Raw genomic sequence first — 26,145 nt, 5'->3', positions numbered from 1 at the left:
GTCACCGGGGCTTTGATCTTTCCGCGGCTGGTAGGCGAAGCAGGCCCTGCCGCGACTTGCACGAACCGGCGAATCGTCATCTTTTCCAGACGATTGCCTAAGCTGTACCCATGACCCAACAGCGGCTGACGTCGATCCAGATCGAAGGTTTTACCTCGATCCGTTCGGCGCGCGTCGAACTGGGCGCGATGAACGTGCTCATCGGCGCGAACGGCGCGGGCAAGAGCAACTTCGTCCACGCACTCGAGCTGCTCGGCCGCATCGTCGAGAGTGAGCTGGGGTTGTTCGTCGGGCTCAACGGCGGGGCTTCAGCGCTGCTCAACGTCGGCGGCTCGCCATCCCGGATACACCTCGAGCTGCAAGCCGAATCCAGCTCCTACGAGGCCACTCTGGTCCCGGCTACCCGTGATGAACTGGTCTTCGAGACAGAGATCATGCGCGCTGGTCCAACGGCGAGTAGCCAACCTTCCGCCGAGTCGATCGGGAAGGGACATCGCGAAACACGGCTACCTGACGACGTCAGCCGGAACCCGGAAGGGATCGCGTCCCGCTTTCTCGACCTTCTCCAGGGCTGCAAGGTCTATCACTTCCACGACACCAGTGCCGACGCACCGGTCAAACGCCTCGTCCCCACCGCGGATGACGTGAACCTCAGGAAAGACGCCGGCAATCTTGCCGCCTACCTCTACCGCCTACAGAGAAGCAAAGACCCCGCCGAGCTTTCCGCCTATCGCCGGATAGTCGGCGCGGTTCAACTCGTGGCACCGTTCTTCCGCGATTTCTTCCTGAAGCCGGACACGAACGATCTGATCCTCTTACGTTGGCGACAGAAAGACTCGGATGCCGTCTTCTCCGCCAACCAGATGTCGGACGGGACGCTGCGCTTCGTCTGTCTGGCGACACTTCTGCTACAGCCAGAACTGCCGGGCCTTGTTGTGCTGGACGAACCCGAACTCGGACTCCATCCCTACGCGATCATTCAGCTCGCCGATCTACTGCGCCAAGCGTCACGGCGAAGCCAGGTGCTCATCGCCACCCAGTCCGTGACGCTCATGAATCAGTTCGAGGTCGGTGATCTGATAGTGGTCGAGCGCAAGGCGGGTGCCTCCGACTTCACCCGTCCGGATCTCTCCACTTTGGAAGGCTGGCTCGCCGACTACTCACTTGGCGACCTCTGGGAGAAGAACCTGCTCGGCGGACGTCCCGTCCGAGAGGAAAGCAATCGCGGATGACGCCCGATTATCGACATCTGCACCTGCTACTGGAAGGACAGACCGAGGAAACTGTGGTCAACAACGTCCTGGAACCGTATCTGCAGGACCGAGGTTGGACGATCACGAAGTCGATCGTGACGACCAAGAGGCCCGCCACAGGACCTGCCAGTCAGGGCGGCGTGAGCAACTGGGCCAAGCTGGAACGTGAGATCAGGCTTCTGCTGCGGAACAGCGACATCCACACACTCACCATCTTGTTCGACTACTACGGCTTTCCTGCTGACGGCCCCGGCATGAGGAACAGGCCTTCAGCCTCCGCGTACGAGCGGGTCGAACACGTCGAGAAGTCGTTGGCTACGGCGATTTCCGATACGCGGTTCGTTCCCCACCTGGTCCTGCACGAACTGGAGACGTGGGTTTTCGCCGCCGCCGAGCAGCTTGGCTGGCTGTTCTCGGGCACCGGCCTTGCGGAACGGCTCCAGAAAGACGTACACGGCGCGGGCGGTCCTGAGTTGGTGAACGACGGCATCGACACCTCCCCCTCGAAACGCCTCGCTCGCTACTGCAAGGGCTACTCGAAGACGAACGACGGGCCGCTGGCCATAGCGGACCTGGGCATAGACGGACTCCGCTCACAGTGTCCCCACTTGGACTCCTGGCTAACTCATCTCGATACCCGGCTGAACTAGCTAGGGCCAGGGGCGCGGAGTGGGGCGAAGGGTTTCGTAGGCGGCAGCGGCGCGAAGGACGTCGAGGTCCGCGAAGCGGCGGCCGCTGATTTGCAGGCCGATGGGCTGGTCGTCGCTCGTGTAGCCGCAGTTGATCGAGACCGCGGGCTGGCCGGACATGTTGTACGGCACGGTGAACGCGATGTGCTCGAACGGGCGGCGCGGGTCGTTGGTGGGCGAGGGCCAGTCGGCGGGCGGGGCCGAGACCGGGCAGGTCGGGGACAGGACGACGTCGAACCGCTCGGTCGCGCGCAGGGTCGCGACGGCGATGGCGTCGATCTGCGCGAAGCCGCGGTAGGCGTCGACACCGCTGACGTCGGCGCCGCCGGCGGCCCAGTCTGCGATGTACGGCAGCACCTTCGCGCGGCGGTCTTCGGGCAGGGCCGACATGTCCGACCAGGCCCGGACGCGCCAGAAGGTGTCGAGCCCGTCGAGCATTTCCCGGCGCAGGAACGGCGAAACCGACTCGACGACGGCACCGGCCGCCTCGAAGACACGTGCGGCTTCGGTGACGGTGGCGATCGTCTCCGGCAGCACGGGAAGCCCGACGCCGGGGTCGAGGTGCAGTCCGATCCGCAGGCCTTTGACCTCGGCCGAAAGCGAAGCCCAGTCGAGCGACGACGGCGGCAGCGAGAGGTGATCGCGACCGTCCACACCGGACAGAACGCTCATCAGCAGCGCGGTGTCCGCCACGGTCCGCGTCATCGGCCCGGCGACACGGCCGAGGAACGGCGGATCCACCGGCACCCGGCCGAAGCTCGGCTTCAGGCCGACCAGACCGCACCAGCCGGCGGGCAGCCGGATCGAGCCGCCGATGTCGGTGCCGACGTGCAGCGGGCCGTAACCGGCGGCGGCCGCCGAGCCGGCACCAGCGCTGGAGCCGCCGGGCGTACGCGTGGTGTCCCACGGATTCCGCGACGCGGTGTGGAAACTCGACAGACCGGACGTCAGCATCCCGTAGTCCGGCATGGTCGTCTTGCCCAGCAGAACGCCACCGGACTCGCGCACGCGAGCGCCCGCCGGGGCGTCTTCGGGCGCGGGCGTCAGCGACGTGGCGGCCGTGCCGAGCGGGACCGGGGTGCCGCGCGTCGCGATGTTCTCCTTGAGCGTCAACGGAACGCCGTCGATCGGGCCGAGTGGCTCGCCCGCGTGCCAACGGCTTTCCGACGCCTTCGCGTCTTCGCGTGCTCCGCTCGGGTCGTACGCGTAGAGCGCGTGCAGTTCAGGCTCGCGCGCCTCGACGCGGACGAGGACCGCTTCGGTGACCTCGACCGGCGACAGCGTCCCAGCGCGGTACTGGGCGACCAGTTCGACGGCGGTCAGATCGGGCAACTCCGGCACGGCAGGGCTCCTTACGTCGCGGGCGGTTCGAAGCGGCCGTCGACCGCGGTCCAGCCGCCGTCCACCGCCAGCACGGAGCCGGTGACGAACGACGACGCGTCCGACGCCAGGTACACGACGGCGCCCGCGAGTTCGTCCGGGCGCGCCCATCGGCCGAGCGCGCCCTTGGTCGCGTACGCGTCGTACCAGGCCGGATTCGCCTTGATCTGCGCGGTCAGCGGGGTTTCGACGACGCCGGGCGCGATCGCGTTCACTCGCACCCCCGCCGGGCCGAACTCCGCCGCGGCCGTGCGGAACAGCTGCACCAGCCCGGCTTTCGTCGCCGCATAAGGGCCTTGGCCGGGCTCGACGGTGGTGCCGCGGATCGACGAGAACCCGACGATGCTCCCCCGCCCGCGCTCGACCATCCCGGCGCCGAACGCGCGGACGACCTCGAAGGTCGCGCCGAGGTTCAGCGCGATCACCCGGTCGAATTCCTCGCGCGTGTACTCCAGCAGCCGTTTGCGCACATTGGTCGCGGCGGTCAGCACGACGACGTCGATCTCGCCGAGCTCCTCCGCCGCCCGCGCCGCCGCGCCCTCCGAGAGCAGGTCGACCTCGTACGCCTCGCCCACGCCGGTTTCCTTGGCCGCGGCGACATCGCGGTCCGCGACGATCACCTCGGCGCCGTGTGCGGCCAGTGCTTTCGCGGATTCGCGGCCGATCCCGCTGCCGCCGCCGAGTACGACGGCCCGCTTCCCGTCGAGCCGGAACAGGTTTTCGTACGTCACGGGCGCAGCACCGCCATTCTCGTCACGGTCAGTTCTTCGACCGCGAACCGCGGCCCTTCCCGCCCGATCCCGGAGTCCTTCACGCCGCCGTACGGCATGGTGTCGGACCGGAACCCGGGCACCTCGTTGACCACCACGCCGCCGACTTCGAGTTCGTCGAGCGCGCGGAACGCCGTCTTCAACGACGTGCTGAACACCGAGGCGTGCAGCCCGTAGCGCGACGCGTTGACCGCATCGAACGCTTCGTCCACAGAGGCCACAGTGCGGATACAGACCACGGGACCGAAGATCTCCTCGTCCCAGCATTCGAGGCCGTCGGGCACGTCGAGCAGCACGGTCGGCCGGATCACCGTGCCGTCGACACCGCCTCCGACCAGCCGCGCACCGGCCGAAGTCGCTTTGTCGACCCACTCCTGAACGCGCCGCGTCGAGCCGGGGTCGATCAGCGCCGAAACCCTCGTCTTCTCGTCGCGGGGATCACCGGTGACGACCTCGCCGAGCCGCGCCAGCACCCGTTCGGTGAATTCCTCGGCGACGGCGTCCACGACCAGCACTCGCTGCACCGAGATGCAGGCCTGCCCGGACGCGTAGAACCCGCCACGCAGCACAGCGTCCGCGGCCGCGTCGAGATCCGCGTCCTCCGCGACCACCAGTGCCGCGTTGGAACCCAGCTCCAGCAACGTCTTCGCGGGCGCGGCGTCGCGCGCGATCCGGTGCCCGACCAGCGCGGATCCGGTGAACGACACCGCGCCGACCCGCCGATCCGTGACCAGCGCCGAGCCGACGGCCGCGTCGCCGGTGACCAGCTGGACCATCGCGGGCAGGTCGGTCAGCGAGCGCACCAGATGCACGAGCCACAACGTCGCCAGCGGCGTCTGCGGCGCGGGTTTCACCACCACCGGGCAGCCCGCGGCGATGGCGGGCGCGATCTTGTGCGACGCCAGGAGCAGCGGATAGTTGAACCCGGCGATGCCGACCACCACGCCGATCGGCTTGCGTTTCCAGAACCCGACCAGCCCGTCGCCGGACGGCAGCAGGTCGAGCGGAACGGTCTCGCCATGCAGCCGCGAGACCTCCTCGGCGGCGGCCTGCCAGGTGACGATCGTGCGGGCGACCTCGACGCGGCAATCGACCAGCGGTTTTCCGGTCTCCAGCACCAGAAGCTGCTCGAAGTCGGAGCGCCGGGCCGCCAAAGCGGCGGCGACGTCGTTGAGAAGCGAACGCCGGGTCCGCGACGGCAGGGCCGCGACCTTCTTGAACACCGCGACCGCCTCGTCGATCGCCCGCGTGGCCAGCTCCGGCGTCCCGACCGGTGCCCGCCCGATCTCACTCCCGTCGAACGGGAAGTTCACCGGAAAATTGTCCACAGTGGACACCCAACCGTCACCGATCGGCAGTCCCTCCGGGGCTTGCGCCCATGGACCCTCAGCGGAAAAAAGTACTTCGGGTCTAGCCATCGTCCCCTCCCCTCAACCGAGCCAGTTCGGCCCGCAGATTCGGCGCGGCCGCCAGCAGTTCCCTGGTGTACTCGTGTTCCGGCGCGTCGTAGACCTGGTCGACGTCGCCGATCTCGACGATCTCCCCGCGCCGCATCACCGCGACCCGGTCGCAGACGTGCCGCACCACGCCGAGATCGTGCGAGACGAAGATCAGCGTCAGCGAATACAGCTCGACCAGCGACGCGAGCAGGTCGAGGATCTGCTTGCGCACCGAGACGTCGAGCGCGCTCACCGGCTCGTCCGCGATGAGGACGCTCGGATTCGGCGCGAGGGCCCGCGCGATCGAGATGCGCTGCCGTTGCCCGCCGGAGAACTGGTGCGGATACCGTCCCGCCGCATCCGAAGGCAGGCCGACGGCCTTCAGCAGCTCCGAGACCCGCGCGGGATCCCGCCGGCCCAGCGGTTCGGAGATGATGTCGCGGACCCGCATCCGCGGATCGAGCGAACCCATCGGATCTTGGAAGACGATCTGCAGTTCTGACCGCAGGAAGCCGAGTTTGCGTTCCGGCAGGGTGTCCACGCGCTTGCCCTGGAACGAGACGCTGCCCGCCGTCGGCTTGTCGAGCGCGGCCAGCAATCTGACCAAAGTGGACTTTCCCGAGCCGGATTCGCCGACGATCCCGAAGCGTTGACCGGCCTCGACGTCGAACGACACTCCGCGCAAAGCGTGGACATCACGCCTGGTGTACCGACGTTCGAGATCCCGCACTGAGATCATCATCGGCTCGCCTCCAGATCCGAAGCGGCCAACAGCTTCTTCGTGTACTCGTGCTGTGGCGCGGTGAGGACCTCGCGGGTGGTACCGGCTTCGACGATCTCGCCGTTCAGCATCACCAGCACCCGCTCGCACACCGACGCCACGACGGCGAGGTCGTGCGTGATGAACAGCAGCGCGCTCTCCCGCTCCCGCACCCCGTCGAGGATCAGTTCCAGGATCTGCGCCTGCACGGTGACGTCCAGCGCGGTCGTCGGCTCGTCGCAGATGAGCAGCTTCGGGTCGTTGGCCAGCGCGATCGCGAGGACGACGCGTTGCCGCTGCCCGCCGGACAGTTGATGCGGGTAGGCACGAGCGACCCCGGGCAGTCCGACGGACGCCAGCAAAGCCTCGGGATCCTTCCCGCCCTTGCGATGGATCCGCATCGGCTCGGTCACCTGCGCGCCGACCCGCATCGCCGGGTTCAAGGCGGTCATCGGCTCCTGGAACACCATCGACATCTCGTTGCCGCGCAACCGCGACAGCTCCTTCTCCGGCGCGCCGAGCAGCTCGCGGCCGTCGAGTTTCACCGATCCGGAGGCGGCGAGCTCTTCGGGCAGCAGCCCCATGATCGACAACGCCGTCAACGACTTCCCGGAACCGGACTCGCCGATCAGCCCGACCCGCTCACCGCGAGCGATGCCGAACGAGACGTCGCGGACCAGCCCGGAAATGCCGAGACCATGGACTTCGAGGGTCATAGCCGCGCCGCCAATCGGGGATCGAGACGATCGCGCAGGCCGTCACCGAGCAGGTTGAACCCGAGGACGGCGATGGCGATCGCGACACCGGGCACGAGCGCGAGCCGCGGATGCAGGGTCAGGAACACCTGGGATTCCTGCAGCATGCGGCCCCACGACGGGGTCGGCGGCCGCGTGCCGAAGCCGAGGAACGACAACGCCGCTTCCGCGAGCACGGCGATCGCGAACGACACCGACGCCTGCACGATCAGCAGCCCGGAGATGTTCGGCAGCACGTGCCACGCCGCGATGTTCAGCCGCGACCGGCCCGCCGACCGCGCGGCCAGCACGAACTCGCTGCTCATCACCTGCAGCGTCCCCGAACGCGCGATCCGCGCGAACGACGGGATGGTCGCGATACCGATCGCCACCATCGCGGTCAGCGTGTCCGCCCCGAACACCGCGCCGAACATGATCGCCAGCAGCAACGCGGGGAACGCGAGCACGAGATCGTTGACCCGCATGACGAATTCGCCGAGCCACCGCGACGACATCCCGGCGAGGATCCCGAGCGGCGTCCCGATCACCGCGGCGATCCCGACCGCGACCACGCCGACGTACAGCGTCGTCCGCGCGCCGACCATGATCTGGCTGAGCACGTCGCGGCCGAAACTGTCGGTGCCGAGCGGGTTCGAGCCGCTGAAATCGTGCAGCCGGTTGGCCGCGTCGACCTTCACCGGATCGAACGGCGTCCACACGAACGAAAGCAGCGCGGCGAGCACGATCAGCGCGACCAGGACGCCGCCGACGACGAGACTGCGGTTACGCATCAGGAACCCCGCAATCTCGGGTCGAGCACCGTGTACAGGACGTCGACCACGAAGTTCACCAGCAGTACGCCGACCACCAGGACCAGCACGATCCCCTGCACGGACAACAGATCCCGCGACGCCACCGAGTCGAGCAGCATGCTGCCCAGCCCCGGCAGGACGAACACGCGCTCGACGACGACGGCGCCGATCAGCAGCGTCGAAAGCTGCAGTCCGAGCACCGTCACCACCGGCACGGCGGCGTTGCGCAGACCGTGGCGGAACAAGGCTTGGAACGGCCGCAGCCCCTTGGAGCGCGCCGTGCGCAGGTAGTCCTGGCCGAGCGTGTCGAGCACGGCCGACCGGACGTAGCGGGTGAGCACCGCGCCTTGCACCAGCCCCAAGGACAACGCGGGCAGGACGAGACCGCGGAGGAATTCGCCGGGGTCCTGCACCGGTGGTGTCCAGCCGCCGGAGGGCAGCCAGCGCAACTGCACCGCGAAGATCTGCACCAGGATGATGCCGGCGAGGAACGCGGGGATCGCGACGCCGATCTGCGACAGCCCGGAAACCGCCGTGCCGTCCGCCTTCCGGTGCCGCACCGCGGCGAACGTCCCGGCCGGGACGGCGATCAGCAACGCCACCAGCATCCCGGCCCCGACCAGCCACAACGTGACGCCGAGCCGGTCGGTCAGCGCGGGCCCGATCTCCTCGCGCGTGACGTACGAGCGACCGAAGTCGCCTTGCAGGACACCGCCGATCCAGTCGAAGTACTGCGTCACGAGCGGCCTGTCGATGCCGAATTCGGCGCGGGTCTTCGCGACCAGTTCCGGGGTCGCGTTGACGCCGAGCGCGACCTGCGCCGGATCGCCCGGCAGCACGGCCATGAACAGGAACACCACGATGGACGCGACCAGCACACTGGCCACCAGGATCGCCACCCGGCGCACGATTTTGACCGTCATCGCGGCGCCAATCCCGTGAGATCGAAGGACTCGCTGACCTGGTTGCGGACGAACCCGGTCACCTTGTTCTTCGCCACGATCACGTTGGGGAACAGGAAGAGCCAGTCCGCGGCGGCGTCTTCGGACAGCCTCCGCGCGACCTGCCTCATCGCGTCGATCTGCTCCTGAGGCGTTCCGGCGTCGGCCTTCGCCAGGTTCTGCTGGACGGGCTTGCCGTCGTAACCCCAGTAGTACTTCGGCCTGCCGAAGGTGACGATGTCGCGCGCCTCGACGTGCTGGATGATCGACAGGTCGTAGTCGTGGTCGGTGAAGACCTGCTTGAGCCACACCGCCGGGAAGTCCAGCGGCTCGATCGTCACCGTGACCCCGACGTCCGCCAGTTGCGAGGACACCACCTGGGCGGCCGACACCGCGTACGGCAGATTCGGGATCCGCAGCCGTAATGAAGGATTCGGTTGTCCCGCTTCCGCGAGCAGCGCTTTCGCCTTCGCGGGATCGAACGGATACGCGTTCGACAGGTCTTCGTACCAAGGGTCGGTCGGCGGAACCATACTGCCGATGAGCGTGCCGCGACCGGCCCACGCCGTGTCCAGCAACGCTTTCCGGTCGATCGCGTACGACAGCGCTTTTCGCACCCGGACGTCGTTCAGCGGCGGGCGCGCGTTGTTGAACGCGAGCGTGACCTCGCTGTTGGTCGTGCCTTCGACGACGGTGAACCGGTCGTCGCTCTGGAACTGCGGGATCGAATCCGGCACGGTGATCGCGGAGATGACGTCGATCCCGTTGCTGAGCAAGGCGTTGTTGAGCGCCGTCGGATCCTTGATGTACTTGAGGACCACGGTGGAGTAGGCCGGTTTCGTGCCCCAGTACGCGGGATTCTGCTTGAGGACGATGGAATCACCACGCCGTCGCGAGGACACCGTGTACGGCCCGGTGCCGACCGGTTTGTTCGCCAGATCCGCGACCCCGGCCGGGCTGAACATCGCACCGAGGCGACTGGTGAGGCTGAACAGCCAGCCGTTGCTGGGTTTCGTGAGCACGACCCGCGCGTGATCCGGCGCCACCACGTCGACCCGGTCGACGACGTCCATTGTGGACTTGATCGACACGGTCCAGTCGGTCTTCACGCGCATCAGCGAGAACTTGACGTCCTCGGCGGTGAACGGCGCCCCGTTGCTGAACTTCGCGTTCTTCCGAAGCTTGAAGTCGTAGGTCTTGCGGTCTTCCGAAATCGTCCACGATTCGGCCAGCAGCGGCACGATCTTCGCGTTCGCGTCGAGCTTCACCAGGCCCTCGTAGACGTTGTAGAGCAAGGCCTGCGGGATGGCGGCGCCGTCCGTACGGGTGAAGTCGAAGTTCGCGGGTTCGGCGGTGTAACCGATGGCGAGCGTGCCTGGATCCTTGGCCACGGTGGCACTCGAGCCGGCGGAGCAGCCGGACGCCACCAGCAGCAACGCCACCACTGCCGCGTGAATCCGGGCTTTCATCCTGCCCCCTGACCGGTAGACTGGTCTGACCAGTAAACCAGACGAGACGGCAGGGTCAAGATGGAATTCGAGCCGGTCGCCCCTGTCCGCGCGTACCAGCGTGTCGTCGAACAGATCGAGGAAGCCGTGTTCAGCGGCCGGATCAAACCGGGCGACCGGTTGCCGAGCGAACGCGAGCTGATGGTCCAGTTCGACGTCGGCCGCTCGACCGTGCGCGAGGCGCTGCGTGTACTGCAAGCAGCGGAAATGATCCGCTCGCGGCCAGGCGATCCGCGCGGGCCCGAGGTTCTGGCCGCCTCGCCCGCCGCGTTGCACCGGTCGATGCACCGGCTCGCGCGGGCCGACCATCTCGGGTTGTCCGAACTCCTGCAGTTCCGCATGGTGCTCGACGGTTCCGCACATCTGCTCGCCGCGCAGCTCAGGACGGAGGAGCATCTCGCCGAACTGGACGCCGCGCTGGAGGCGATGCGCGCGGGCGTCTCGGAGGGATTCGCGGAGTTCTCCCATGCGGACGTCGCGTTCCACGAGGCCATCGCCCGCGCGACGGGGAATCCGCTGCTGGTGATCAGCGGCGAGGTCGTCCGCGGCGTCGTACTGGAACTCATCGAGGACAAACTGGAGCACGCCGACGACCGGACGGCGCTGATGCGCAGCTGGCTGACGCATCACGAAGAAGTGCTCGGCGCGATCCGGGATTCCGACGGCGAACGCGCTTCGCGGCTGGCGAAGCAAGCGCTCTACGACAACTACGCCGAGTACGTCCCCGAAGAGCAACGACGTCTCTTGCAGCCACTGCTCGCTTGACCCACCCCTACACTCACTCAGGTGGGGGATACCAACAAAGCTTCGACCACCCGGCAAGGCGTCGGTCTCGCGTTGTCCGGCGGCGGCTACCGCGCGATGTTGTTCCACACCGGGGCCCTGTGGCGGCTCAACGAACTCGGCTGGCTGTCGAAGATCTCGACGTTCTCCAGCGTTTCGGGCGGCTCGATCGCGGCAGGCGTGCTCGCGCACGCTTGGGCGGATCTGAAGTTCGAGAACGGTGTCGCGGACAACTTCTCCGACAAGGTCGTCGCGCCGATCCGGAACCTGGCCCGCAAACGGCTCGACATCCCGGTCACCCTGCTCGCCATGGCCGTGCCCTGGCGGAGTGCCGGCGAGGAGCTCGCGCGGGTGTACGCGAAACACCTGTTCGGCGACTGCTGCCTGAAGGACATCGACCCGACGGGGCCGCAGTTCGTCTTCACCGCGACGAACCTCCAGGACGGCGCGCTGTGGTGGTTCTTCCGGCAGAACGGCCCGCACGGGAACATCCCGCTCGCGACCGCGGTGGCCGCGTCTTCGGCGTTCCCGCCGATGCTCTCACCCGTGGTGATCCAGGATCCGCATTCCGCCGAGCGGAAACGCAAGATCGTGCTGAGCGACGCCGGTGTCTACGACAACCTCGGCCTGGACCCGGTCGAGGGCCACGCGACGGTGCTGGTGAGCGACGCGGGCAAGCGGATGAAGGTCACGCGCAACGTCAAACGCGACTGGGGACGGCAACTGCTGCGCGTCCTCGACGTGATCGACAACCAGGTGCGCGAACTGCGGCGCGGCGCGTTGCTGAAGTCCTATGTGGAGAAGGATTTCACCGGCGCCTACTGGGGGTCTTACGTCGATCTCGCGAACTTCCAGCTCGAAGATTCGCTCGCGGCGCCCGCCGAGCGCACCCACGTGCTGGCGGAAACCCCGACGCGCCTGACGAAACTGCCGGAAGTGCTGCAGGAGCGGTTGATCAACTGGGGCTACGCGGCCTGTGACGCGGGGATGCGGAAGTGGGTCGACACCGAGGCGACGGCTCCGGGCGGGTTCCCGTTCCCTGCCGCCGGGGTGGGCTGAGCGCGTCCCCGAATGCAAGGAAAGGTCCTTTCCTCGCAAATTTCGCAAGGAAAGGACCTTTCATGGCGCTCGTCAGGCGACCAGGTTCGCGTAAACGATGATGTTGTCCTTGTAGCTGTGCTCTTCCTTGTCGAAGACACCGCCACAGGTGATCAGCCGCAACTGCGGCTTGTCCGTGTTGCCGTAGACCGCTTCCTCGGGGAACTGGTCCTTGGGCACCTGGTCCTTCTTCTCGACCACGAACTTCAGGTTCTTGCCGTCGCTGCGCTCGACGAGCACCTCGTCACCCGGGTTGACGTCCTTGAGCTTGTAGAAGATGCCCGGCTGCTTGTTGCCGTCGACGTGGCCGAGCAGGATCGACGGGCCGACGTCGCCGGGCACCGGCGAAAGCCGGTACCACGCGGCCTGCATCGGGTTCTTCGCCGACGGGACGGACATCTTGCCGTCCTTGCCGACCGCGACGGTGACCAGACTCGATTCCGCGCCGATCTTGGGGATCTTCACGTTCGTCGGACGGGTCCCGTTGTACGGCTTCACCACCGGCGGAGCCGATTCCGACGGCGCCGCGGCGGGCGCGGCGGGTTCGTCGGTACCGCATCCCGTCAGCGCGAGGGAAAGCACAAGGGCGGCCGCGACCACGCGGCCGCCCTGCGTCAGGAGCTTCATCGGATCAGGCCGCGGTGGCGCCGAAACCGGTCTCGATGCCGCCCTTCGGCTTCAGCTTGACCTGCTTCTTCGGCTGCTCCGGCTTGGTGCCCGGCGCGGTCGAGCCGCCGCCGACCGTCTCGATCTCGATGTCACCCTTGCCCGGCTTGCCGTCGCAGGTCCAGGTGAAGGTGCTCGACGTGCCCTTGAAACCGGGCTTGGCCTCGACGATGTAGATCCACAGGTAGGCGTCGCCACCGTCCTGGAACGAGTCGACGATGGTGAAGTCCGGCGCGGTGACGTCCGCGGGCTCCGAACCGCACAGGATCGCCAGCGCACCCTCGTTGCCCTCGACGTAGCCGGCGCCGACGTTCAGCTCCGGCTTCGGCGGCGTGGTGGTGGTCGGCTTCTCCGACGTGGAGGTCGACGGCTTGCCGGAGGTGGGCGTGCCGCTGGTCGAGGTCGGCGTGCCGGTCTCGGAGGAGGACGGCGGGGCCGTCGTGACCTTGCCGCCCGACCACGAGGGCGGGTTGCTGACCTGGCCGCCGGACCACGAGGGCGAGGGCGCCGTGGTGGGCGTCTCGCTCGTCGGCGCGGGAGGCGTGGTCGTCGTTTCGGTCTGCGCCATCGCGACCGGCGTCACGGCCAGCGTGATGACGGCGCCGGCCAGCACCGCGCCCGCGAGGCGGCCCAACGTCTTCTTCAAAGTGATCTCCCAGTGGAAAAGCATCGCAACGCACGGTGACCCCCACCATGCGACCACCCGGGGAAGATTCCCACGTATGGGTGACAGCGCGATCCTGCCCGAAAACCGCGGCCGGACGTAGCGAATAGACGGTGACAAAAGCCACCGTGAAAACGGGTAACGCGGGAGTGGTCTCGGCCGATACAAGGGCCCGAAAGTCGCTCAGCCAAGGGAAAAACTCGCGGCGACGAGGGAATGTTAACACCCGGACGGCCCGAAAGTCGCTATGCGGAAGTACTTCTTTCCCGCCCGTCGTGCACGGTGAAATACCGACCGTTCATGAGCGAATCCCGGTGCCGGGCAACTTGAAGGTCACGATCAGAACACCAGGAATCACGTGCCCAAGCTAGCCGAGCGCGGAAGCCAGATCCGTCCAGAGATCCTCCGGATCTTCGAGCCCGACGCTGAACCGGACGAGCCCGGCGGGCACGTGGGCGTCGCCCGCCATCCAGGCCCGCCGCTCGACCAGGCTCTCCACCCCGCCGAGGCTGGTGGCGGCGCGGATCAGCCGCAGCGACCCGATGACCTTGTCCGCGGTCTCGGCGTCCGGGAGTTCGAACGCGATCATCGTGCCGGAGCCGGGATAACGCACCCGGGTGATCGCGGGGTGGTCGAGCAGCCGCGCCGCCAGCAGCTTCGCCGTGCGGGTCTGCTCGGCCAGCCGCACCGGCAGGGTGCGCAGCCCGCGCAGGGCCAGCCACGCTTCGAGCGCTCCCGGCGTCGCCCCCAGCCTCGTGCGCGCGTCGCGCAGACCTTTCGCGACGCCTTCGTCGGCCGCGATGGTGAGGCCGAGCAGAAGGTCGCTGTGGCCGCCGATGAGTTTCGTCGCGCTGTGCACGACGATGTCGGCGCCGAGCTCCAGTGGCCGCTGACCGAGCGGGGTGGCGAACGTGTTGTCCACCGCGACCAGGCCGTTCGCGGCGGCGGCGATCGTCTCGATGTCGATGACGTCGAGCGTCGGGTTGGTCGGCGATTCGAGCCAGAGCAGGTCCGCGTCCGCGGCGGCGACCCAGGCGGCCGTGTCCTCCGGCTCGATCTCGGTCACCACCAGACGGCCGGTGCCGTGCGCGTGCGCGAGCAGCCCGCGCGACCCCGCGTAGGAGAACGTCGGGACACAGACCTTCGCCCCGACCGGCAGGGTGTCGACGACCGCGCTGAGCGTCGCGATGCCCGACGCGAAGGCCGTGGCGTGCCCGCCTTCGAGCGCGCCGATCGCGGCTTCGAGGGCCTCCCAGGTCGGGGTGCCGTCCTGGCGCGAATACGCGCGGTCGGCGCCGGCGTCGAAGGTGCTCGCCGCGACGATCGGCACGTTCAGCGGCTCGCCGGGCCCTTCCGGGCGTCCGGCGGCGACGGCGAGGGTGCGGGGTGACCAGTCGTTCGTGTCCACCCCGCCACCGTAAACCGTGCCCTCGCTCGGCCCGGTCACTCGTGGTTTCAGAGGTCGCTTCGGTCGATCCAGTCGATCGTGGCGAGGACGTTCGCGCCGAGGGCGGCTCGCGTGGCGGCGGTCGCGGCCCGGCGGCGGGCTTGCTGGACGAGAGCGGCCCAAGGCTGGGAATAGTCGAGGTCTGCGTCCTCCCACCGGACCTCTGTCCTGTACATCCCGCCGTCGCGTTCGACTCGCCAGAGCTGGAAGTCGAGCGTCGCCTGATCATGGGCGGCGAGGTCGTCGATGACGTGGCTCAGTCGTTCCGAGGGCCATGCCTCGTGCCCATAGGCCGTGGTGAACCGGAGGCTCGCGGTCAGCGACGGGACGACGGGGTGCCGAGCGCCGAGCTCGGTCAAAGCGAATCGAATGCTGCCCGGAGCCGACCAGTCGGGAGGGTCGCCACGGTCCTTGCACGCTTGAAAGGCGCGCCGGAGCGCGGGTACCGCGTCGATGACGCGTAGCCGGGCCAAGGCGTGGGCGGACCACTCCCGGACCGTGTCGTGCTCGCTGGTCAGCAGCTCGATCAGCGGTTGCCCGGCGCGGGCGTCGCCGAGTTCTTGAAGGATCTCGATGGCGCAAAGCTGCCCGAAACCGTTCAGCGTCGGCAGGGCTCGCAAAAGCGGCGCGATCACGTCGGTCTCACGTCCGAGACGGGTCAGCTCCGCCTGCGCGTCTTCGGCCTCGCCGCCGCCATCCGCGTCGAGTCGACGAACGAGTCGCTCGATCTCGTGCATGATGGGCCCCTTCCTCACGTCCGAGCAGGGGCCCATCAGACACCACGAGCTAGTGGGCGTACACCTCGAACTCGTAGAGGGAGTAGCCGTACTTCGTCCCGCGCTGGACACCGGCCATCCGGACGTAGCGCCCGTCCACCGCCTCGAAGGCGACGTTGTCCGTTCCGCCGTTTCCGTCCACTATGGACGCCGCGTCCCGCCAGTTCGTCCCGTCGGACGAGACCTGCACCTTGTACGCCTTCCCGTACGCGGCTTCCCACTGCAGGACCACGCGGGACACGCGCTGCACCGAACCGAGATCCACGGTGATCGACTGGTTGTCGCTCCAATCGCTGGCCCAACGCGTCGACAGGTCGACGTCTATCGCGTTGGACGGCGGCGAGTTGTACCAGCCGGTCTCGTGGCTGCTCGCGCTCACCGACCGGCCGGTGGCGAGGTTGGCGATGTTGTCGCCGCGTTTCGCCGGGAACTCCACGACCTGCTGGAAGGTCGGCCGGTTCTGCGTGCTCATCTTGTCCTGCGTGATACCGCCGAGCGCGCGGTGGATGATCGTGTCGGCGCACCACTGGTCGCCCGCGGCGCAGTCGCCGTCACCGGGATAGACGGTGTTCGCGGGCTGCGCGGCCGCCTGCGTCAGCGAGTCGAGCAGCACCTGACGGCACGCGTTGACGTCGCCGCCACCGCAGTACTTCACGGCGAGCGGGCCGGCCACGTTCTGCCCGAGTACCGAGCGGATGTCCTTGTGCACGTAGCCCCACCAGCCGGACTGGTACGACGAACCGGCGTGCCCCTGGCCGACGTGCTTGCCGGGAACCTCGTTCTGCCAGCCGGAAGGCGATTCGTTGATCTTCAGCACGCCGACCATGGCGCCGTAGGCGGCGTCACCCATTCCGGGTTTGAACTGGGCGTTCACCAGCAGCGGCCACCAGGCGTCCATGATGCGGATCGCGTCGGCGTTGGCGTAGGTCTTGCTGCCCGGCGACGTCTCCGAGCGCAGACCGCCCGCGGCGAGCCAGGTCTTGAGCTTCGCCACCGCGTCCGCGGCCGGGCCGGTCACCGGCGCCTTGTCGATCACCTTGAACAGTTCCGGCAGCACCTTCTCCGCGCGGAGATCGGCCAGCGCCGCCTCCTCCATGGCCTGCGTGAGGTTCACCCGCGTCACCTTGGTGCCGCTGGAGACCATCTTCTTCACCCGCGCGTCGATCAGATCGCCACGGTGCACGGAACTCTTGTCCGCGCCGCTGGCCGCGTAACCGTTGGTCTGCGCGTTGTTCCAGCTGATGTAGTAGTCCTGGTTGATCGACTGCGGGTGCTGCGAAGACGGCGTGTAGTTCGCGAGGTTGCCGTCGGGATTCCAGCCCTGCCAGTCGAATCCGGCGTCCGCCTTCACCGGCATGGCCGGGTCGACGTTCGGATTGCGGACGGGGTTCGAGCCGGAGTTGAAGTACGCGACGTCACGCGAGTCGGCGTAGAACCAGTTGTAGGTCTGGTTGACGTCGGCCGCCGCGGCCTGGAAGTCCTGCGCGGATTTGATCGCGTCCGGGTCGTTGAACTTCTGGAAGCCGATGATCGTGTCGATCTCGTGCTGGAAGGTCGACCGCAGCGACGCGTACGCCACCGGTTTGCCGCCGACCAGCGCCCGGCTCGTCACCGGCCCGTACTTGGTGCGGAAGCTGCGCAGCGTGTACGAACCTTCGGCCGTCCCGTCGGCGATCGTGGGCTTCCACGCGTTCTTGCGCTCGACGATCTCGAACGGCAGGCACTGGCCGCGGAACCGGTAGAAGTTGGAGTTCTTCGTCGGCGCGGAGCCGTTCTGCTCGCACAGTTCGACGGCGTAGGTGTCGGTGATGTCCTGCGACGCCGAGGTCGCGCTCCACGAGTAGTCCTTGCCGCGGCCGAGCAGCACGTACATGCTGATGCCCGCGAACGAGGCACCGCGCGCGCTGATGCCAGGGCCCTGGAGTTCCTGCAGCATCAACAATTGCGGCGCGAAGTAGCCGGCCTGCGGGCCGAAGACGGCGACCGGGTGACCGCTCGCGGTCTTGGCGCCGGACACCACCAGCGCGTTGGACATGCCGTGCTTTTCCGACAGCAGGTTTCCCGGCAGGACGCCGTCGTCGAAGATGCCGCGGACGGCCTTCTGGTCCTCGGGCGCCGGGACGTCCACCTTGGCGGGCGTCGCCGTCCCGGCGGAACCGGTCGGGTCGAAGACCAGCTGCTGCCCGGTGACCGAACCCTTGTCCGGCATCGCCGCGCCCTGCGGGTTCGACGGCGCCTTGCCGTAGTCGAACGTCTGTCCATTGTGGAGAGTCTTGACGGTCTCGGGGTCGTCCTCGGACCGCAGGCTCTTCCAGACCTTGTCGCCTTGTTCGAGTCCGTACTTCTCCTGCATCGCCATCTTCGCGATGGCGTTCTGCACCTCGCCGCCACCGCCGGCGCCGAACTGCGCCCCGACGACGGCGGCGAGGACGACGAGGTCGGTGAGCTTGAACGGCTCGATGGTCCCGGCGTTCGTGATCGCGTCGACGTGCCCGGTGAGCACGTACTCGCCGGGGAAGTAGCGGCCGCTGTGCGCGTCGGAGATGTACTTGTTGACGCCCTGCACGTACGCCTCGGCGTCGGCCTTGCCCTGCGCGCCGCGCGGGCCACTGGCCGCGGCGTTGTCGATCTGCTTCTGCAGTTCCTGCTCGGTGTACGGCGCCGAGGCGAAGAAGCTCTGCTCGAGTTCGCGGTTGCCCTGCGCGCCACCGGCGTACGAGGTCAGCTGGCCGCGGCCGACGCGGCGCATGATGTCCATCAGCCACAGGCGGTCCTGCGCGGCGGCGTATCCGGCGCCGTACATCGTGCCCGGCCGCGTCGTGCCGACGATCCGGGGCACGCCGATCCCCTTGTCGCGGGTGATCGTCACGTCCGAACGCGGTTTGATCGTGCTCTCGACCTGGCCGGACGGAACACCGAACGACGCGTCGTTGAAGAACTGGTTGATCTTGTCCGTCGTCAGTGTCTTGTAGCCGTCGGCGAGCGAGGCGTACTTGCCGAGCTGATCGGCCGAATGCGCGGGCCGGGTGCCGAACGCCTTGTGCGCCAGGATCTCGGCGAGGGTGGCGTTCCCCTTGGTGCCGGGCGGGAGGATGTCACCGCACTGGCCGCCGCAGTAGTCGTCGAGCGCGGCCGCCACCACCGAGCTCCGTGGCGCCTCCGCGGCGTTCGCCTGCAGTGCCGGAACGGTGCCCGCCACCAGCGTCAACCCCGCCAGCGTCGTCAAGACCCGTATGCCTCGTCGCATGAAAGACCTCCGTCGTCGGAGAGTGACGAGGCGCACACTACCCACGAGTATCCAAATTTGTGAAGACTATTCGCGTTCTTGCCACCGTTCGGCGGAACACTCGCCCTGCGGGCCCGGGACCTGCGGAGGTAGCTTATGGACATGTCTTTGCAGAAGCCCCAGATCGACCGCCCGGAGGGCCCCGCGCCGTCCGACCTGGAGAAGTCCGACATCACCGTCGGCGAGGGCCAGGAGGCGAAGGCCGGCGACACCGTCTCGGTGCACTACGTCGGCGTCTCGCACTCGACCGGCGACCAGTTCGACGCCTCGTGGGACCGCGGCGAACCGCTGCGCTTCGGCCTCGGCGCCGGTCAGGTCATCCCCGGCTGGGACCAGGGCGTGGCGGGGATGAAAGTCGGCGGCCGCCGCAAGCTGGTCATCCCGCCGCATCTGGCCTACGGCGAACGCGGCGCCGGCGGCGTCATCAAGCCGAACGAGACCTTGATCTTCGTCGTCGACCTCATCGGCGTGAACTGACCCACACCCGACGAGCCGAAAGGGCCCTTCACCTCGTGCGATGAGGTGAAGGGCCCTTTCGCTGCATCTAATGAGGTGAAAGTCCCCTTCGCCCCCACCCCAACCACCCCGCCAACCGCCGCCGACCGCACCGCGGGGGTCCGGGGGGCTCGGCCCCCCGGGTACTGACGAGCGACGACCCAACGAAAGAGGCCCCCGTCGCGTAGCGAAGGGGGCCTCGAACAAGAGTGGGCGAGGAGGGAGTTGAACCCTCACGTCCTTTCGGACACACGGACCTGAACCGTGCGCGTCTGCCATTCCGCCACTCGCCCGAGTGCTTCGTTCTCTGACAGCTCGCAAAGCGTAGCAGGCGGATTTCACGGGTTTCACCGGGGGCCGTGTCCGACTGGCCGTACCCGGATAGGATCGACGGGGAAGCACACGTGTGAGGAGGGTTGCCCGGTGGGCCGCGTCGAACGGTTTGACAGACGGCTCGAGAACCTTGTGGGCAATACCTTCGCGCGCATGTTCGGTGGCAACGTCGTCACGCAGGAAGTGGCGGTGGCGCTTGAGCGCGAGAGCGAGGAGAACGTTCGTGAGCTGGCCGGTGGTCGACAGCTCGCTCCCAATCACTACATCGTGTCGTTGGGGCAGGCTGATCACGAGCGCATGGCCGGAGACGAGCGTCGGGTCACCTCGGTGTTGGCGGAGGCGGTCAAGGAACACCTCGCCGAGCACGGATGGGACACCTATGGTGACGTCGTAGTTTCGCTCGAGCGCAACGAGGCGCTGCATACTGGACAGTTCAAGACCCGTTCGTCCGTCGATCCCGACGTCAAGCCCCACGGCGCCGAAGGTTCGTCACGGTCGGCACGACCCAGCAACGCAGGAGACCCAGCAATGAGCCAGCCCCCCGGCTACGGCCAATACGACCAGGGTGACCCGTACGGCCAGCAGCAGGGCCAGTACGGCTACGGACAGCAGGCTGGCCAGCAGCAGCCCGGGTACGACCAGGGTTATGGCGGCCAGCAGCAGGGCGGCTACGACCAGGGTTACGGCGGCGCCCAGCAGCCCGGCTACGACCAGTACGGCGGCCAGCAGCAAGGCGGCTACGACCAGGGCTACGGCGGCGGCGCCGCACAGCAGCCCGGCTATGACCAGTACGGCGGCCAGCAGCAGGGCGGCTACGACCAGGGTTACGGCGGCGCCCAGCAGCCCGGCTATGACCAGTACGGCGGCCAGCAGCAAGGCGGCTACGACCAGGGCTACGGCGGCGGCGCCGCACAGCAGCCGGGGTACGACCAGTACGGCGGCCAGCAGCAGGGCGGCGGCTACGACCAGTACGGCGGTGGCCAGCAGCAGTACGGCCAGCCCGCCGCGGACCCGTACGCGCAGGGTGGCGGCTACGGCGGCCAGCCGGCGGCCGGGCGTCAGCTCACCGCGAGCCTTCAGCTCGACGACGGCTCGAACCGTTCGTACTCGCTCAAGCAGGGTGGGAACGTCGTGGGCCGCGGCCAGGACGCCGACTTCCGGCTCCCGGACACCGGGGTCTCGCGCCGTCACCTGGAGATCACCTGGGACGGCCAGAGCGCGACGCTCGCGGACATCGGTTCGACGAACGGCACGACCGTCAACGGCACCCCGGTGCAGACGTGGCAGCTGGCCGACGGCGACGTGATCCGCGTGGGCCACTCGTCTCTCGTGTTCCGTACGCAGGGCTGACCGGCGGCGTCCGGAGGGGGTATCGCAGAATTGCGGTGCGGGACCTGTGGTGGATCGGCACCGCGGGTCGTACGCGGAGAGCAAGGCCGTTCGGAGCCGACCATCCCGGACGGCACGGGCTCTCCGCGGCGTACAGGAGAAACGGGAGCGGACACAACAAGTGCCAGAGCTGGTCGTTCAACTCACCAGGGTGGGCTTTCTCGTGCTGCTCTGGCTCTTCGTGTTCGCCGCGTTGCGTGTCGTCCGTTCGGATCTGTACGCGGCCTCCGGGCTGCGAGTGGCCGTCCCGACGTTCGGCCGCAAGAAGAAGGAAAACAAGAAGCCGCGCGGCGGGAAGTCGCCGCAGCAGCTGCTCGTGACCCATGGTGCGCTGGCGGGAACCAGGATCGCCTTGGACGGCAGGCCGATCCTGATCGGCCGCGCCGACGACTCGACTCTGGTGCTGGACGACGACTACGCGTCGACCCGGCACGCCCGGATCGCCCTGCGCGGGGAGGATTGGTACGTGGAAGATCTGGGTTCGACGAACGGGACGTACCTCGACCGGGCTAAGGTCACGGCACCCCTCCGGGTCCCGCTCGGAGTCCCCATCCGGATCGGCAAAACGGTGATCGAGCTTCGCCCATGACTCTCGTCCTCCGCTACGCGGCTCGCAGCGACCGGGGCCTGGTGCGTTCCAGCAACCAGGACTCCGTGTACGCAGGTCCCCGCCTGCTCGCCCTCGCCGACGGCATGGGTGGGCACGCAGCGGGTGAGGTGGCCAGCAAGGTCGTCATCGCCTCCCTCGCGCCCCTCGACGACGACGATCCCAGCGACGATCTCCTCGCTCAGCTGAGAGAGGCCGTCCAGAACGGCAACGCCGCCATCGCCGAGCTCGTCCAGCAGGACCCGGACCTCGACGGGATGGGCACGACCCTGACCGCCGTGCTGTTCGCCGGTTCGCGGATGGGTGTCGTGCACGTCGGCGACTCTCGGGCGTATCTGATGCGCGGCGGTCAGTTCTCGCAGATCACGCGGGACGACAGCTTCGTCAACGAACTTCTCGAACAGGGCCGGATCACGCCGGAAGAGGCCGCGGTGCACCCGCAGCGGTCGCTGCTGCTGAAGGCGCTCACCGGCCACGAGGTCGAGCCGAGCCTCACCGTGCGCGAGGCCCGCGCCGGCGACCGGTACCTGATCTGCTCGGACGGCCTGTCCGGCATGGTCAGCGACGAGACGCTGTCCGAGGCGATCCAGATCCCGGATCCGCAGGCCTGCGCGGACCGGATGATCGAGCTGGCGCTCAAGGGCGGCGGCACCGACAACGTCACGGTGATCATCGCCGACGTCGTCGACGTCGACTTCGGTGAGGACGCGCCCATCGTGGGCGGCGCCGCCGGGGACGGCAGCGACGAGTTCCACCAGGGGGACTCCCCCGCCGCCCGCGCCCGTGCGCTGACCCAGCCCGCGCCGCAGCCGCGGCCGGAGGTCCAGCCCCAACAGGAGGACCCCAAGGTCAAGCGCCGGAGGCGATTTCGCTGGCTGGCGGGAGCGGTGGTCGTCCTGATCGTGCTGGCCGCGGCGGCGATCGCCACGCGGTATTTCGTGCTGAGCCAGTACTACGTCGGCGAGGGTCCCGGCGAGGAGGTCGTGATCTACCGCGGCGTCCCCGGCAGCATCCTCGGCATCGACCTGCACGCCTACGAGCAGGGCTCGTGCCCGCCGGGCGGGCTGTGCACCGACAAGCTGCTGGTGCCCGCGTTGCAGGAAGACGCGCGGATCGCGGTGAAGAACGGCGTCAAGAAGGACAACCTCGACGACGCCCGCAAGTACATCGACGACTTCCTGCGGCCGCACAAGCAGCTGGCCGACTGCAAGCCGAACACCAGCTCGACTTCCACGCCGCCTTCCGCTTCGTCACCGCCTCCGGTGTCGTCGTCGGCGGCAGCCCCTTCTACCCCCGCCTCGCCGAGTTCGGCGAACCAGCCAGCGGGGAGGGACTGCTCGACGCCGGCCACGGCAGCACCAGGGGGCGGTAACTGATGAGCACGCCGATCGCCGATCCGGCTTCGGCCCAGTTCGCCACGAACCCTCCGCGCGAGCTGCCCAAACGGCGCGGGACCGAACTCGTCCTCCTGGCGTTCGCGACGTTCATCGTCACCGTCGCGCTCGTGCTGGTGGAGGCGAACCAGGAGCAGGAGCTCACCAGCTCGATCATCTGGCTGGGGCTGTCGTACCTCGGGGTGCTGACGGCGGCGCATCTGGCGGTCCGCCGCTGGGCGCCGTACGCGGACCCGGTGATCCTGCCGTGCGTCGCGCTCCTCAACGGGCTCGGCCTGGTGATGATCCACCGGATCGACCTGGCGCTCGCGGAACGCGCGGTGCAGCAGGGCAAGGAGTACACGCCGGACGTCACCAAGCAGGTGCTGTTCACGGCGATCTCGCTGGTGCTGTTCGTGGTGGTGCTGGTCGTGATCAGCGATCACCGCACGCTGACCCGCTACGGCTACACCTGTGGTCTGGTCGGCATCGTGGCGCTCGCGTTGCCCGCGGTGCTGCCGTCGAGCCTTTCCGAGGTCAACGGCGCGAAGGTCTGGATCAAGCTGCCGTTCTTCTCGATCCAGCCCGGCGAGTTCGCGAAGATCCTGCTGATGATCTTCTTCGCATCGTTCCTGGTGACGAAACGGGACCTGTTCATGGTCGCGGGCAAGAAGATCGTCGGCGTCGAGCTGCCGCGTGCCCGTGACCTCGGCCCGATCCTGATCGCGGCGGCCGCCTGCCTCGGCGTGCTGGTGTTCGAGAAGGACCTCGGGACGTCGCTGCTGTTCTTCGGCGTCACGCTGGTGATGCTGTACGTCGCGACCGAACGGGTCATCTGGGTCGTGCTGGGCGTCGGTTTCTTCGCCGCCGGCGCGATCATCGCCTACAACCTGTTCACGCACGTCCAGCAGCGCGTCCGCAACTGGATCGACCCGCTCGCCACCTACGACGACGCGGGCGGCGGCTACCAGGTCGCGCAGGGGCTGTTCGGGCTCGGCACCGGCGGGGTCGGCGGCACCGGCCTCGGCGCCGGACGGCCGGACATGGTGCCCGAGGCCAAGACGGACTTCATCACCACCGCGATCGGCGAGGAACTGGGCTTCGTCGGCCTCGCCGCGATGCTGATGCTGTACCTGATCCTGGCGATGCGCGGGATGCGCAGCGCCCTCGCGGTCCGCGACACCTTCGGCAAACTCCTCGGCGGCGGCCTCTCGTTCGCCCTGGTCATGCAGATCTTCGTGGTCGTCGGCGGCGTCACGAACCTGATCCCGAACACCGGGATCACCGCCCCGTTCCTCTCCCGCGGTGGTTCTTCACTGCTCGCGAACTACATCCTGGTGGCCCTCCTGCTCCGAATCTCCGACGCCGCCCGCAAACCCGCGGTGCGGCCGAAGCCGCAGCAGCCGCAGGCGCCGCTCGCCGAAGCGCACACGGTGATGGTCCAGCGGCCGTCCGTGAACGGTGAGGGGAGCGCTTCGTGAACACCCCGCTCCGCAAGGTGGGCGTCGCCATGCTCGTCATGGTGGTGCTCCTGCTGGCCAACGCCACCTACATCCAGGTGGTCAAGGCCGACGACTACCGCACCGACTCGCGCAACCTCCGGGTGCTCTACGAGGAGTACTCGCGGCAGCGCGGGCTGATCGTGACGCCCGACGGCGCCGCGCTCGCGAAGGTCGACCCGTCGAACGACAAGTACAAGTTCATCCGGACCTACGTCGACGGCCCGATGTACGCGCCGGTCACCGGCTACTACTCGATCAACTACGGCTCGGGCGGCCTGGAGCGGTCCGAGGACGACGTGCTCAACGGTTCCGACCCGCGGCTGTTCGTGCGGCGCCTGTCGGACATGGTCACCGGCCGCGACCCGCGCGGCGGGAACGTGCGGCTGACGATCAACCCGGCCGTGCAGAAGGCCGCGTACGACCTGATGACGCAGAAGGGTTACACCGGCTCGGTGGTCGCCATCGAGCCGAAGACCGGGCGCATCCTGGCCATGGTCTCGACACCCTCGTACGACCCGAACAAGCTCGCCTCGCATGTCGGCAAGGAGCAGATCGCGGCCTGGGGCCAGTGGCGCGACGACCCGAAGAAGCCGATGCTGAACCGCGCGATCTCGGAGACCTACCCGCCGGGTTCGACGGCCAAGCTGCTGGTGACCGCGGCCGCGCTCGAGAACGGCAAGACGGCGGACATGCCGGTCAACACCGCGCCCAACGTGAAGCTCCCCGGCACGCAGACGACGCTGGAGAACTACGGCGGCGCGGCCTGCAAGGGCAGCACGCTGAAGGAAGCGCTGCGGTACTCGTGCAACGTGCCGTTCGCCGAACTCGCCGGAGAACTCGGCAAGGACAAGCTGAACGCGACGGCGAAGAACTTCGGTGTCGGCGAGGACCTGGCCGTGCCGATGCGGGTCGCCGCCTCCTCCCTCGGGCCCCTCGAGTCGAAGGCGGCGCTGTTCCAGAGCGCCATCGGGCAGCGCGACGTGCGGCTGACCCCGATCCAGGACGCCCTGCTTTCGGCGACCATCGCCAACAACGGGATGGCGATGAAACCGCAGCTGGTGCAGTCGCTGCTGGCGCCGAACCTGTCGACCATCGAGGACTACAAGCCGACCGAGCTGACCGGCGACGCCGCGATGTCCAGCGCGAACGCCGCGATCCTGCGCGACATGATGCTGGCGTCGGAGGAGAACACGAAGGGCGCCGGCAAACGAGGCGACATCCAGATCGCCTCCAAGACCGGCACCGCCGAGCACGGCAACGACCCGAAGAACACCCCGCCGCACGCCTGGTACACCGGGTTCGCGCCGGCGATGGACCCGAAGATCGCCGTCTCGGTGATCGTCGAGTCCGGGGGTAACCGCGGGCTCGAAGCGACCGGTGGCACCGTGGCCGCGGAGATCGGCCGCGCCGCCGTCAACGCCATGCTCGGGGGTGGATAGC

The 26,145-nt window shown here is 68.1% G+C and carries 23 protein-coding genes and 1 tRNA gene; 10 read left to right on the top strand and 14 right to left on the bottom strand.

Annotated features, from left to right (window positions below):
- The first annotated feature begins 110 nt into the window (after window positions 1-110).
- Window positions 111-1,232, top strand: coding sequence for an AAA family ATPase (locus tag AMK34_RS17120; RefSeq protein WP_073845973.1), 1,122 nt, complete (start codon window positions 111-113; stop codon window positions 1,230-1,232).
- A complete protein-coding gene (locus tag AMK34_RS17115; RefSeq protein ID WP_073845972.1) occupies window positions 1,229-1,903 on the top strand; it encodes a DUF4276 family protein in 675 nt (224 codons plus the stop codon). Before AMK34_RS17120 ends, AMK34_RS17115 begins: the two co-directional genes overlap by 4 nt.
- Here the strand turns inward: AMK34_RS17115 and AMK34_RS17110 are convergent, their stop codons facing one another.
- Genes AMK34_RS17110 through AMK34_RS17075 form a run of 8 tightly spaced genes read right to left on the bottom strand, consistent with a single transcriptional unit; the run spans window position 1,904 to window position 10,247 of the window.
- Window positions 1,904-3,283 (bottom strand): amidase, encoded by a 1,380-nt coding sequence (locus tag AMK34_RS17110; protein ID WP_073845971.1) that lies wholly within the window; start codon window positions 3,281-3,283, stop codon window positions 1,904-1,906.
- Window positions 3,284-3,294: 11 nt separating this feature from the next.
- Entirely contained in the window at window positions 3,295-4,053 is a 759-nt protein-coding gene (locus tag AMK34_RS17105) for an SDR family NAD(P)-dependent oxidoreductase (RefSeq protein ID WP_038507128.1), read from the bottom strand.
- Window positions 4,050-5,510, bottom strand: coding sequence for an aldehyde dehydrogenase family protein (locus tag AMK34_RS17100; RefSeq protein WP_073845970.1), 1,461 nt, complete (start codon window positions 5,508-5,510; stop codon window positions 4,050-4,052). Before AMK34_RS17100 ends, AMK34_RS17105 begins: the two co-directional genes overlap by 4 nt.
- Window positions 5,503-6,273, bottom strand: a complete 771-nt coding sequence (locus AMK34_RS17095; RefSeq protein WP_083649885.1) for an ABC transporter ATP-binding protein — start codon at window positions 6,271-6,273, stop codon at window positions 5,503-5,505. The genes AMK34_RS17100 and AMK34_RS17095 overlap by 8 nt, the downstream gene beginning before the upstream one ends.
- Window positions 6,270-7,007 carry an ABC transporter ATP-binding protein gene (locus tag AMK34_RS17090; RefSeq protein WP_073845969.1) on the bottom strand — a complete coding sequence of 246 codons (738 nt, stop codon included), beginning with the start codon at window positions 7,005-7,007 and terminating at the stop codon, window positions 6,270-6,272. The genes AMK34_RS17095 and AMK34_RS17090 overlap by 4 nt, the downstream gene beginning before the upstream one ends.
- Window positions 7,004-7,816 carry an ABC transporter permease gene (locus AMK34_RS17085; RefSeq protein WP_073845968.1) on the bottom strand — a complete coding sequence of 271 codons (813 nt, stop codon included), beginning with the start codon at window positions 7,814-7,816 and terminating at the stop codon, window positions 7,004-7,006. Before AMK34_RS17085 ends, AMK34_RS17090 begins: the two co-directional genes overlap by 4 nt.
- A complete protein-coding gene (locus AMK34_RS17080; RefSeq protein ID WP_038507117.1) occupies window positions 7,816-8,760 on the bottom strand; it encodes an ABC transporter permease in 945 nt (314 codons plus the stop codon). Before AMK34_RS17080 ends, AMK34_RS17085 begins: the two co-directional genes overlap by 1 nt.
- The gene (locus tag AMK34_RS17075; RefSeq protein WP_073845967.1) at window positions 8,757-10,247 is read right to left on the bottom strand and encodes an ABC transporter substrate-binding protein; all 1,491 of its coding nucleotides are present in this window, start codon (window positions 10,245-10,247) and stop codon (window positions 8,757-8,759) included. The genes AMK34_RS17080 and AMK34_RS17075 overlap by 4 nt, the downstream gene beginning before the upstream one ends.
- 60 nt (window positions 10,248-10,307) lie before the next feature.
- Between AMK34_RS17075 and AMK34_RS17070 the strand changes: the two genes are divergently transcribed.
- Together AMK34_RS17070 and AMK34_RS17065 are read left to right on the top strand one after the other, a co-directional pair.
- A complete protein-coding gene (locus AMK34_RS17070) occupies window positions 10,308-11,051 on the top strand; it encodes a FadR/GntR family transcriptional regulator (protein WP_073845966.1) in 744 nt (247 codons plus the stop codon).
- A 21-nt stretch (window positions 11,052-11,072) separates the two neighbouring features.
- The gene (locus AMK34_RS17065) at window positions 11,073-12,128 is read left to right on the top strand and encodes a patatin-like phospholipase family protein (RefSeq protein WP_038507109.1); all 1,056 of its coding nucleotides are present in this window, start codon (window positions 11,073-11,075) and stop codon (window positions 12,126-12,128) included.
- Window positions 12,129-12,200: 72 nt separating this feature from the next.
- On the opposite strand, the gene AMK34_RS17060 is transcribed toward AMK34_RS17065, so the two are convergent.
- From AMK34_RS17060 to AMK34_RS17040, 5 genes are all read right to left on the bottom strand, one after another.
- Window positions 12,201-12,794, bottom strand: coding sequence for a class F sortase (locus tag AMK34_RS17060; protein ID WP_073845965.1), 594 nt, complete (start codon window positions 12,792-12,794; stop codon window positions 12,201-12,203).
- A 4-nt stretch (window positions 12,795-12,798) separates the two neighbouring features.
- Entirely contained in the window at window positions 12,799-13,503 is a 705-nt protein-coding gene (locus tag AMK34_RS17055; protein WP_241832783.1) for a hypothetical protein, read from the bottom strand.
- A gap of 361 nt (window positions 13,504-13,864) precedes the next feature.
- Complete coding sequence (locus AMK34_RS17050) at window positions 13,865-14,905, bottom strand: trans-sulfuration enzyme family protein (RefSeq protein WP_073846330.1); 1,041 nt, start codon at window positions 14,903-14,905, stop codon at window positions 13,865-13,867.
- A 47-nt stretch (window positions 14,906-14,952) separates the two neighbouring features.
- Window positions 14,953-15,681 carry a HEAT repeat domain-containing protein gene (locus AMK34_RS17045; RefSeq protein ID WP_083649884.1) on the bottom strand — a complete coding sequence of 243 codons (729 nt, stop codon included), beginning with the start codon at window positions 15,679-15,681 and terminating at the stop codon, window positions 14,953-14,955.
- A gap of 49 nt (window positions 15,682-15,730) precedes the next feature.
- Window positions 15,731-18,967, bottom strand: a complete 3,237-nt coding sequence (locus AMK34_RS17040) for a penicillin acylase family protein (protein ID WP_241832782.1) — start codon at window positions 18,965-18,967, stop codon at window positions 15,731-15,733.
- Window positions 18,968-19,108: 141 nt separating this feature from the next.
- On the opposite strand from AMK34_RS17040, the gene AMK34_RS17035 reads away from it, so the two are divergent.
- The gene (locus tag AMK34_RS17035; protein WP_038522092.1) at window positions 19,109-19,483 is read left to right on the top strand and encodes an FKBP-type peptidyl-prolyl cis-trans isomerase; all 375 of its coding nucleotides are present in this window, start codon (window positions 19,109-19,111) and stop codon (window positions 19,481-19,483) included.
- A gap of 228 nt (window positions 19,484-19,711) precedes the next feature.
- Here AMK34_RS17035 and AMK34_RS17030 read toward each other — a convergent pair.
- Window positions 19,712-19,794: transfer RNA gene (locus tag AMK34_RS17030), tRNA-Leu, on the bottom strand.
- Window positions 19,795-19,924: 130 nt separating this feature from the next.
- Between AMK34_RS17030 and AMK34_RS17025 the strand changes: the two genes are divergently transcribed.
- The 5 genes from AMK34_RS17025 (at window position 19,925) to AMK34_RS17005 (ending at window position 26,144) form a co-directional block, all read left to right on the top strand.
- Window positions 19,925-21,184: a DUF3662 and FHA domain-containing protein gene (locus AMK34_RS17025; protein WP_073845964.1), complete on the top strand. Its 1,260-nt coding sequence runs from the start codon at window positions 19,925-19,927 to the stop codon at window positions 21,182-21,184.
- A gap of 160 nt (window positions 21,185-21,344) precedes the next feature.
- The gene (locus AMK34_RS17020) at window positions 21,345-21,812 is read left to right on the top strand and encodes an FHA domain-containing protein FhaB/FipA (protein ID WP_007030429.1); all 468 of its coding nucleotides are present in this window, start codon (window positions 21,345-21,347) and stop codon (window positions 21,810-21,812) included.
- Window positions 21,809-23,206, top strand: coding sequence for a PP2C family protein-serine/threonine phosphatase (locus tag AMK34_RS17015; RefSeq protein ID WP_016330504.1), 1,398 nt, complete (start codon window positions 21,809-21,811; stop codon window positions 23,204-23,206). The genes AMK34_RS17020 and AMK34_RS17015 overlap by 4 nt, the downstream gene beginning before the upstream one ends.
- Complete coding sequence (locus AMK34_RS17010; protein WP_038507100.1) at window positions 23,206-24,684, top strand: FtsW/RodA/SpoVE family cell cycle protein; 1,479 nt, start codon at window positions 23,206-23,208, stop codon at window positions 24,682-24,684. The genes AMK34_RS17015 and AMK34_RS17010 overlap by 1 nt, the downstream gene beginning before the upstream one ends.
- Window positions 24,681-26,144 (top strand): peptidoglycan D,D-transpeptidase FtsI family protein, encoded by a 1,464-nt coding sequence (locus AMK34_RS17005; protein ID WP_073845963.1) that lies wholly within the window; start codon window positions 24,681-24,683, stop codon window positions 26,142-26,144. Before AMK34_RS17010 ends, AMK34_RS17005 begins: the two co-directional genes overlap by 4 nt.
- Window position 26,145: the final 1 nt, after the last annotated feature.

This window comes from Amycolatopsis sp. CB00013 (assembly GCF_001905755.1).
GTDB classification, from domain to species: Bacteria; Actinomycetota; Actinomycetes; order Mycobacteriales; family Pseudonocardiaceae; genus Amycolatopsis; species Amycolatopsis japonica.
This window is presented reverse-complemented; position numbering and strand designations above follow the sequence as displayed.

Bases quoted from the DNA above. Each gene is read 5' to 3' on its own strand.
- AMK34_RS17120 (WP_073845973.1), top strand. From the start codon at position 111: ATGACCCAACAGCGGCTGACGTCGATCCAGATCGAAGGTTTTACCTCG.
- AMK34_RS17115 (WP_073845972.1), top strand. From the start codon at position 1,229: ATGACGCCCGATTATCGACATCTGCACCTGCTACTGGAAGGACAGACC.
- AMK34_RS17100 (WP_073845970.1), bottom strand. From the start codon at position 5,510: ATGGCTAGACCCGAAGTACTTTTTTCCGCTGAGGGTCCATGGGCGCAA.
- AMK34_RS17095 (WP_083649885.1), bottom strand. From the start codon at position 6,273: ATGATGATCTCAGTGCGGGATCTCGAACGTCGGTACACCAGGCGTGAT.
- AMK34_RS17090 (WP_073845969.1), bottom strand. From the start codon at position 7,007: ATGACCCTCGAAGTCCATGGTCTCGGCATTTCCGGGCTGGTCCGCGAC.
- AMK34_RS17085 (WP_073845968.1), bottom strand. From the start codon at position 7,816: ATGCGTAACCGCAGTCTCGTCGTCGGCGGCGTCCTGGTCGCGCTGATC.
- AMK34_RS17080 (WP_038507117.1), bottom strand. From the start codon at position 8,760: ATGACGGTCAAAATCGTGCGCCGGGTGGCGATCCTGGTGGCCAGTGTG.
- AMK34_RS17075 (WP_073845967.1), bottom strand. From the start codon at position 10,247: ATGAAAGCCCGGATTCACGCGGCAGTGGTGGCGTTGCTGCTGGTGGCG.
- AMK34_RS17070 (WP_073845966.1), top strand. From the start codon at position 10,308: ATGGAATTCGAGCCGGTCGCCCCTGTCCGCGCGTACCAGCGTGTCGTC.
- AMK34_RS17060 (WP_073845965.1), bottom strand. From the start codon at position 12,794: ATGAAGCTCCTGACGCAGGGCGGCCGCGTGGTCGCGGCCGCCCTTGTG.
- AMK34_RS17055 (WP_241832783.1), bottom strand. From the start codon at position 13,503: ATGCTTTTCCACTGGGAGATCACTTTGAAGAAGACGTTGGGCCGCCTC.
- AMK34_RS17045 (WP_083649884.1), bottom strand. From the start codon at position 15,681: ATGCACGAGATCGAGCGACTCGTTCGTCGACTCGACGCGGATGGCGGC.
- AMK34_RS17040 (WP_241832782.1), bottom strand. From the start codon at position 18,967: ATGCGACGAGGCATACGGGTCTTGACGACGCTGGCGGGGTTGACGCTG.
- AMK34_RS17035 (WP_038522092.1), top strand. From the start codon at position 19,109: ATGTCTTTGCAGAAGCCCCAGATCGACCGCCCGGAGGGCCCCGCGCCG.
- AMK34_RS17015 (WP_016330504.1), top strand. From the start codon at position 21,809: ATGACTCTCGTCCTCCGCTACGCGGCTCGCAGCGACCGGGGCCTGGTG.
- AMK34_RS17010 (WP_038507100.1), top strand. From the start codon at position 23,206: ATGAGCACGCCGATCGCCGATCCGGCTTCGGCCCAGTTCGCCACGAAC.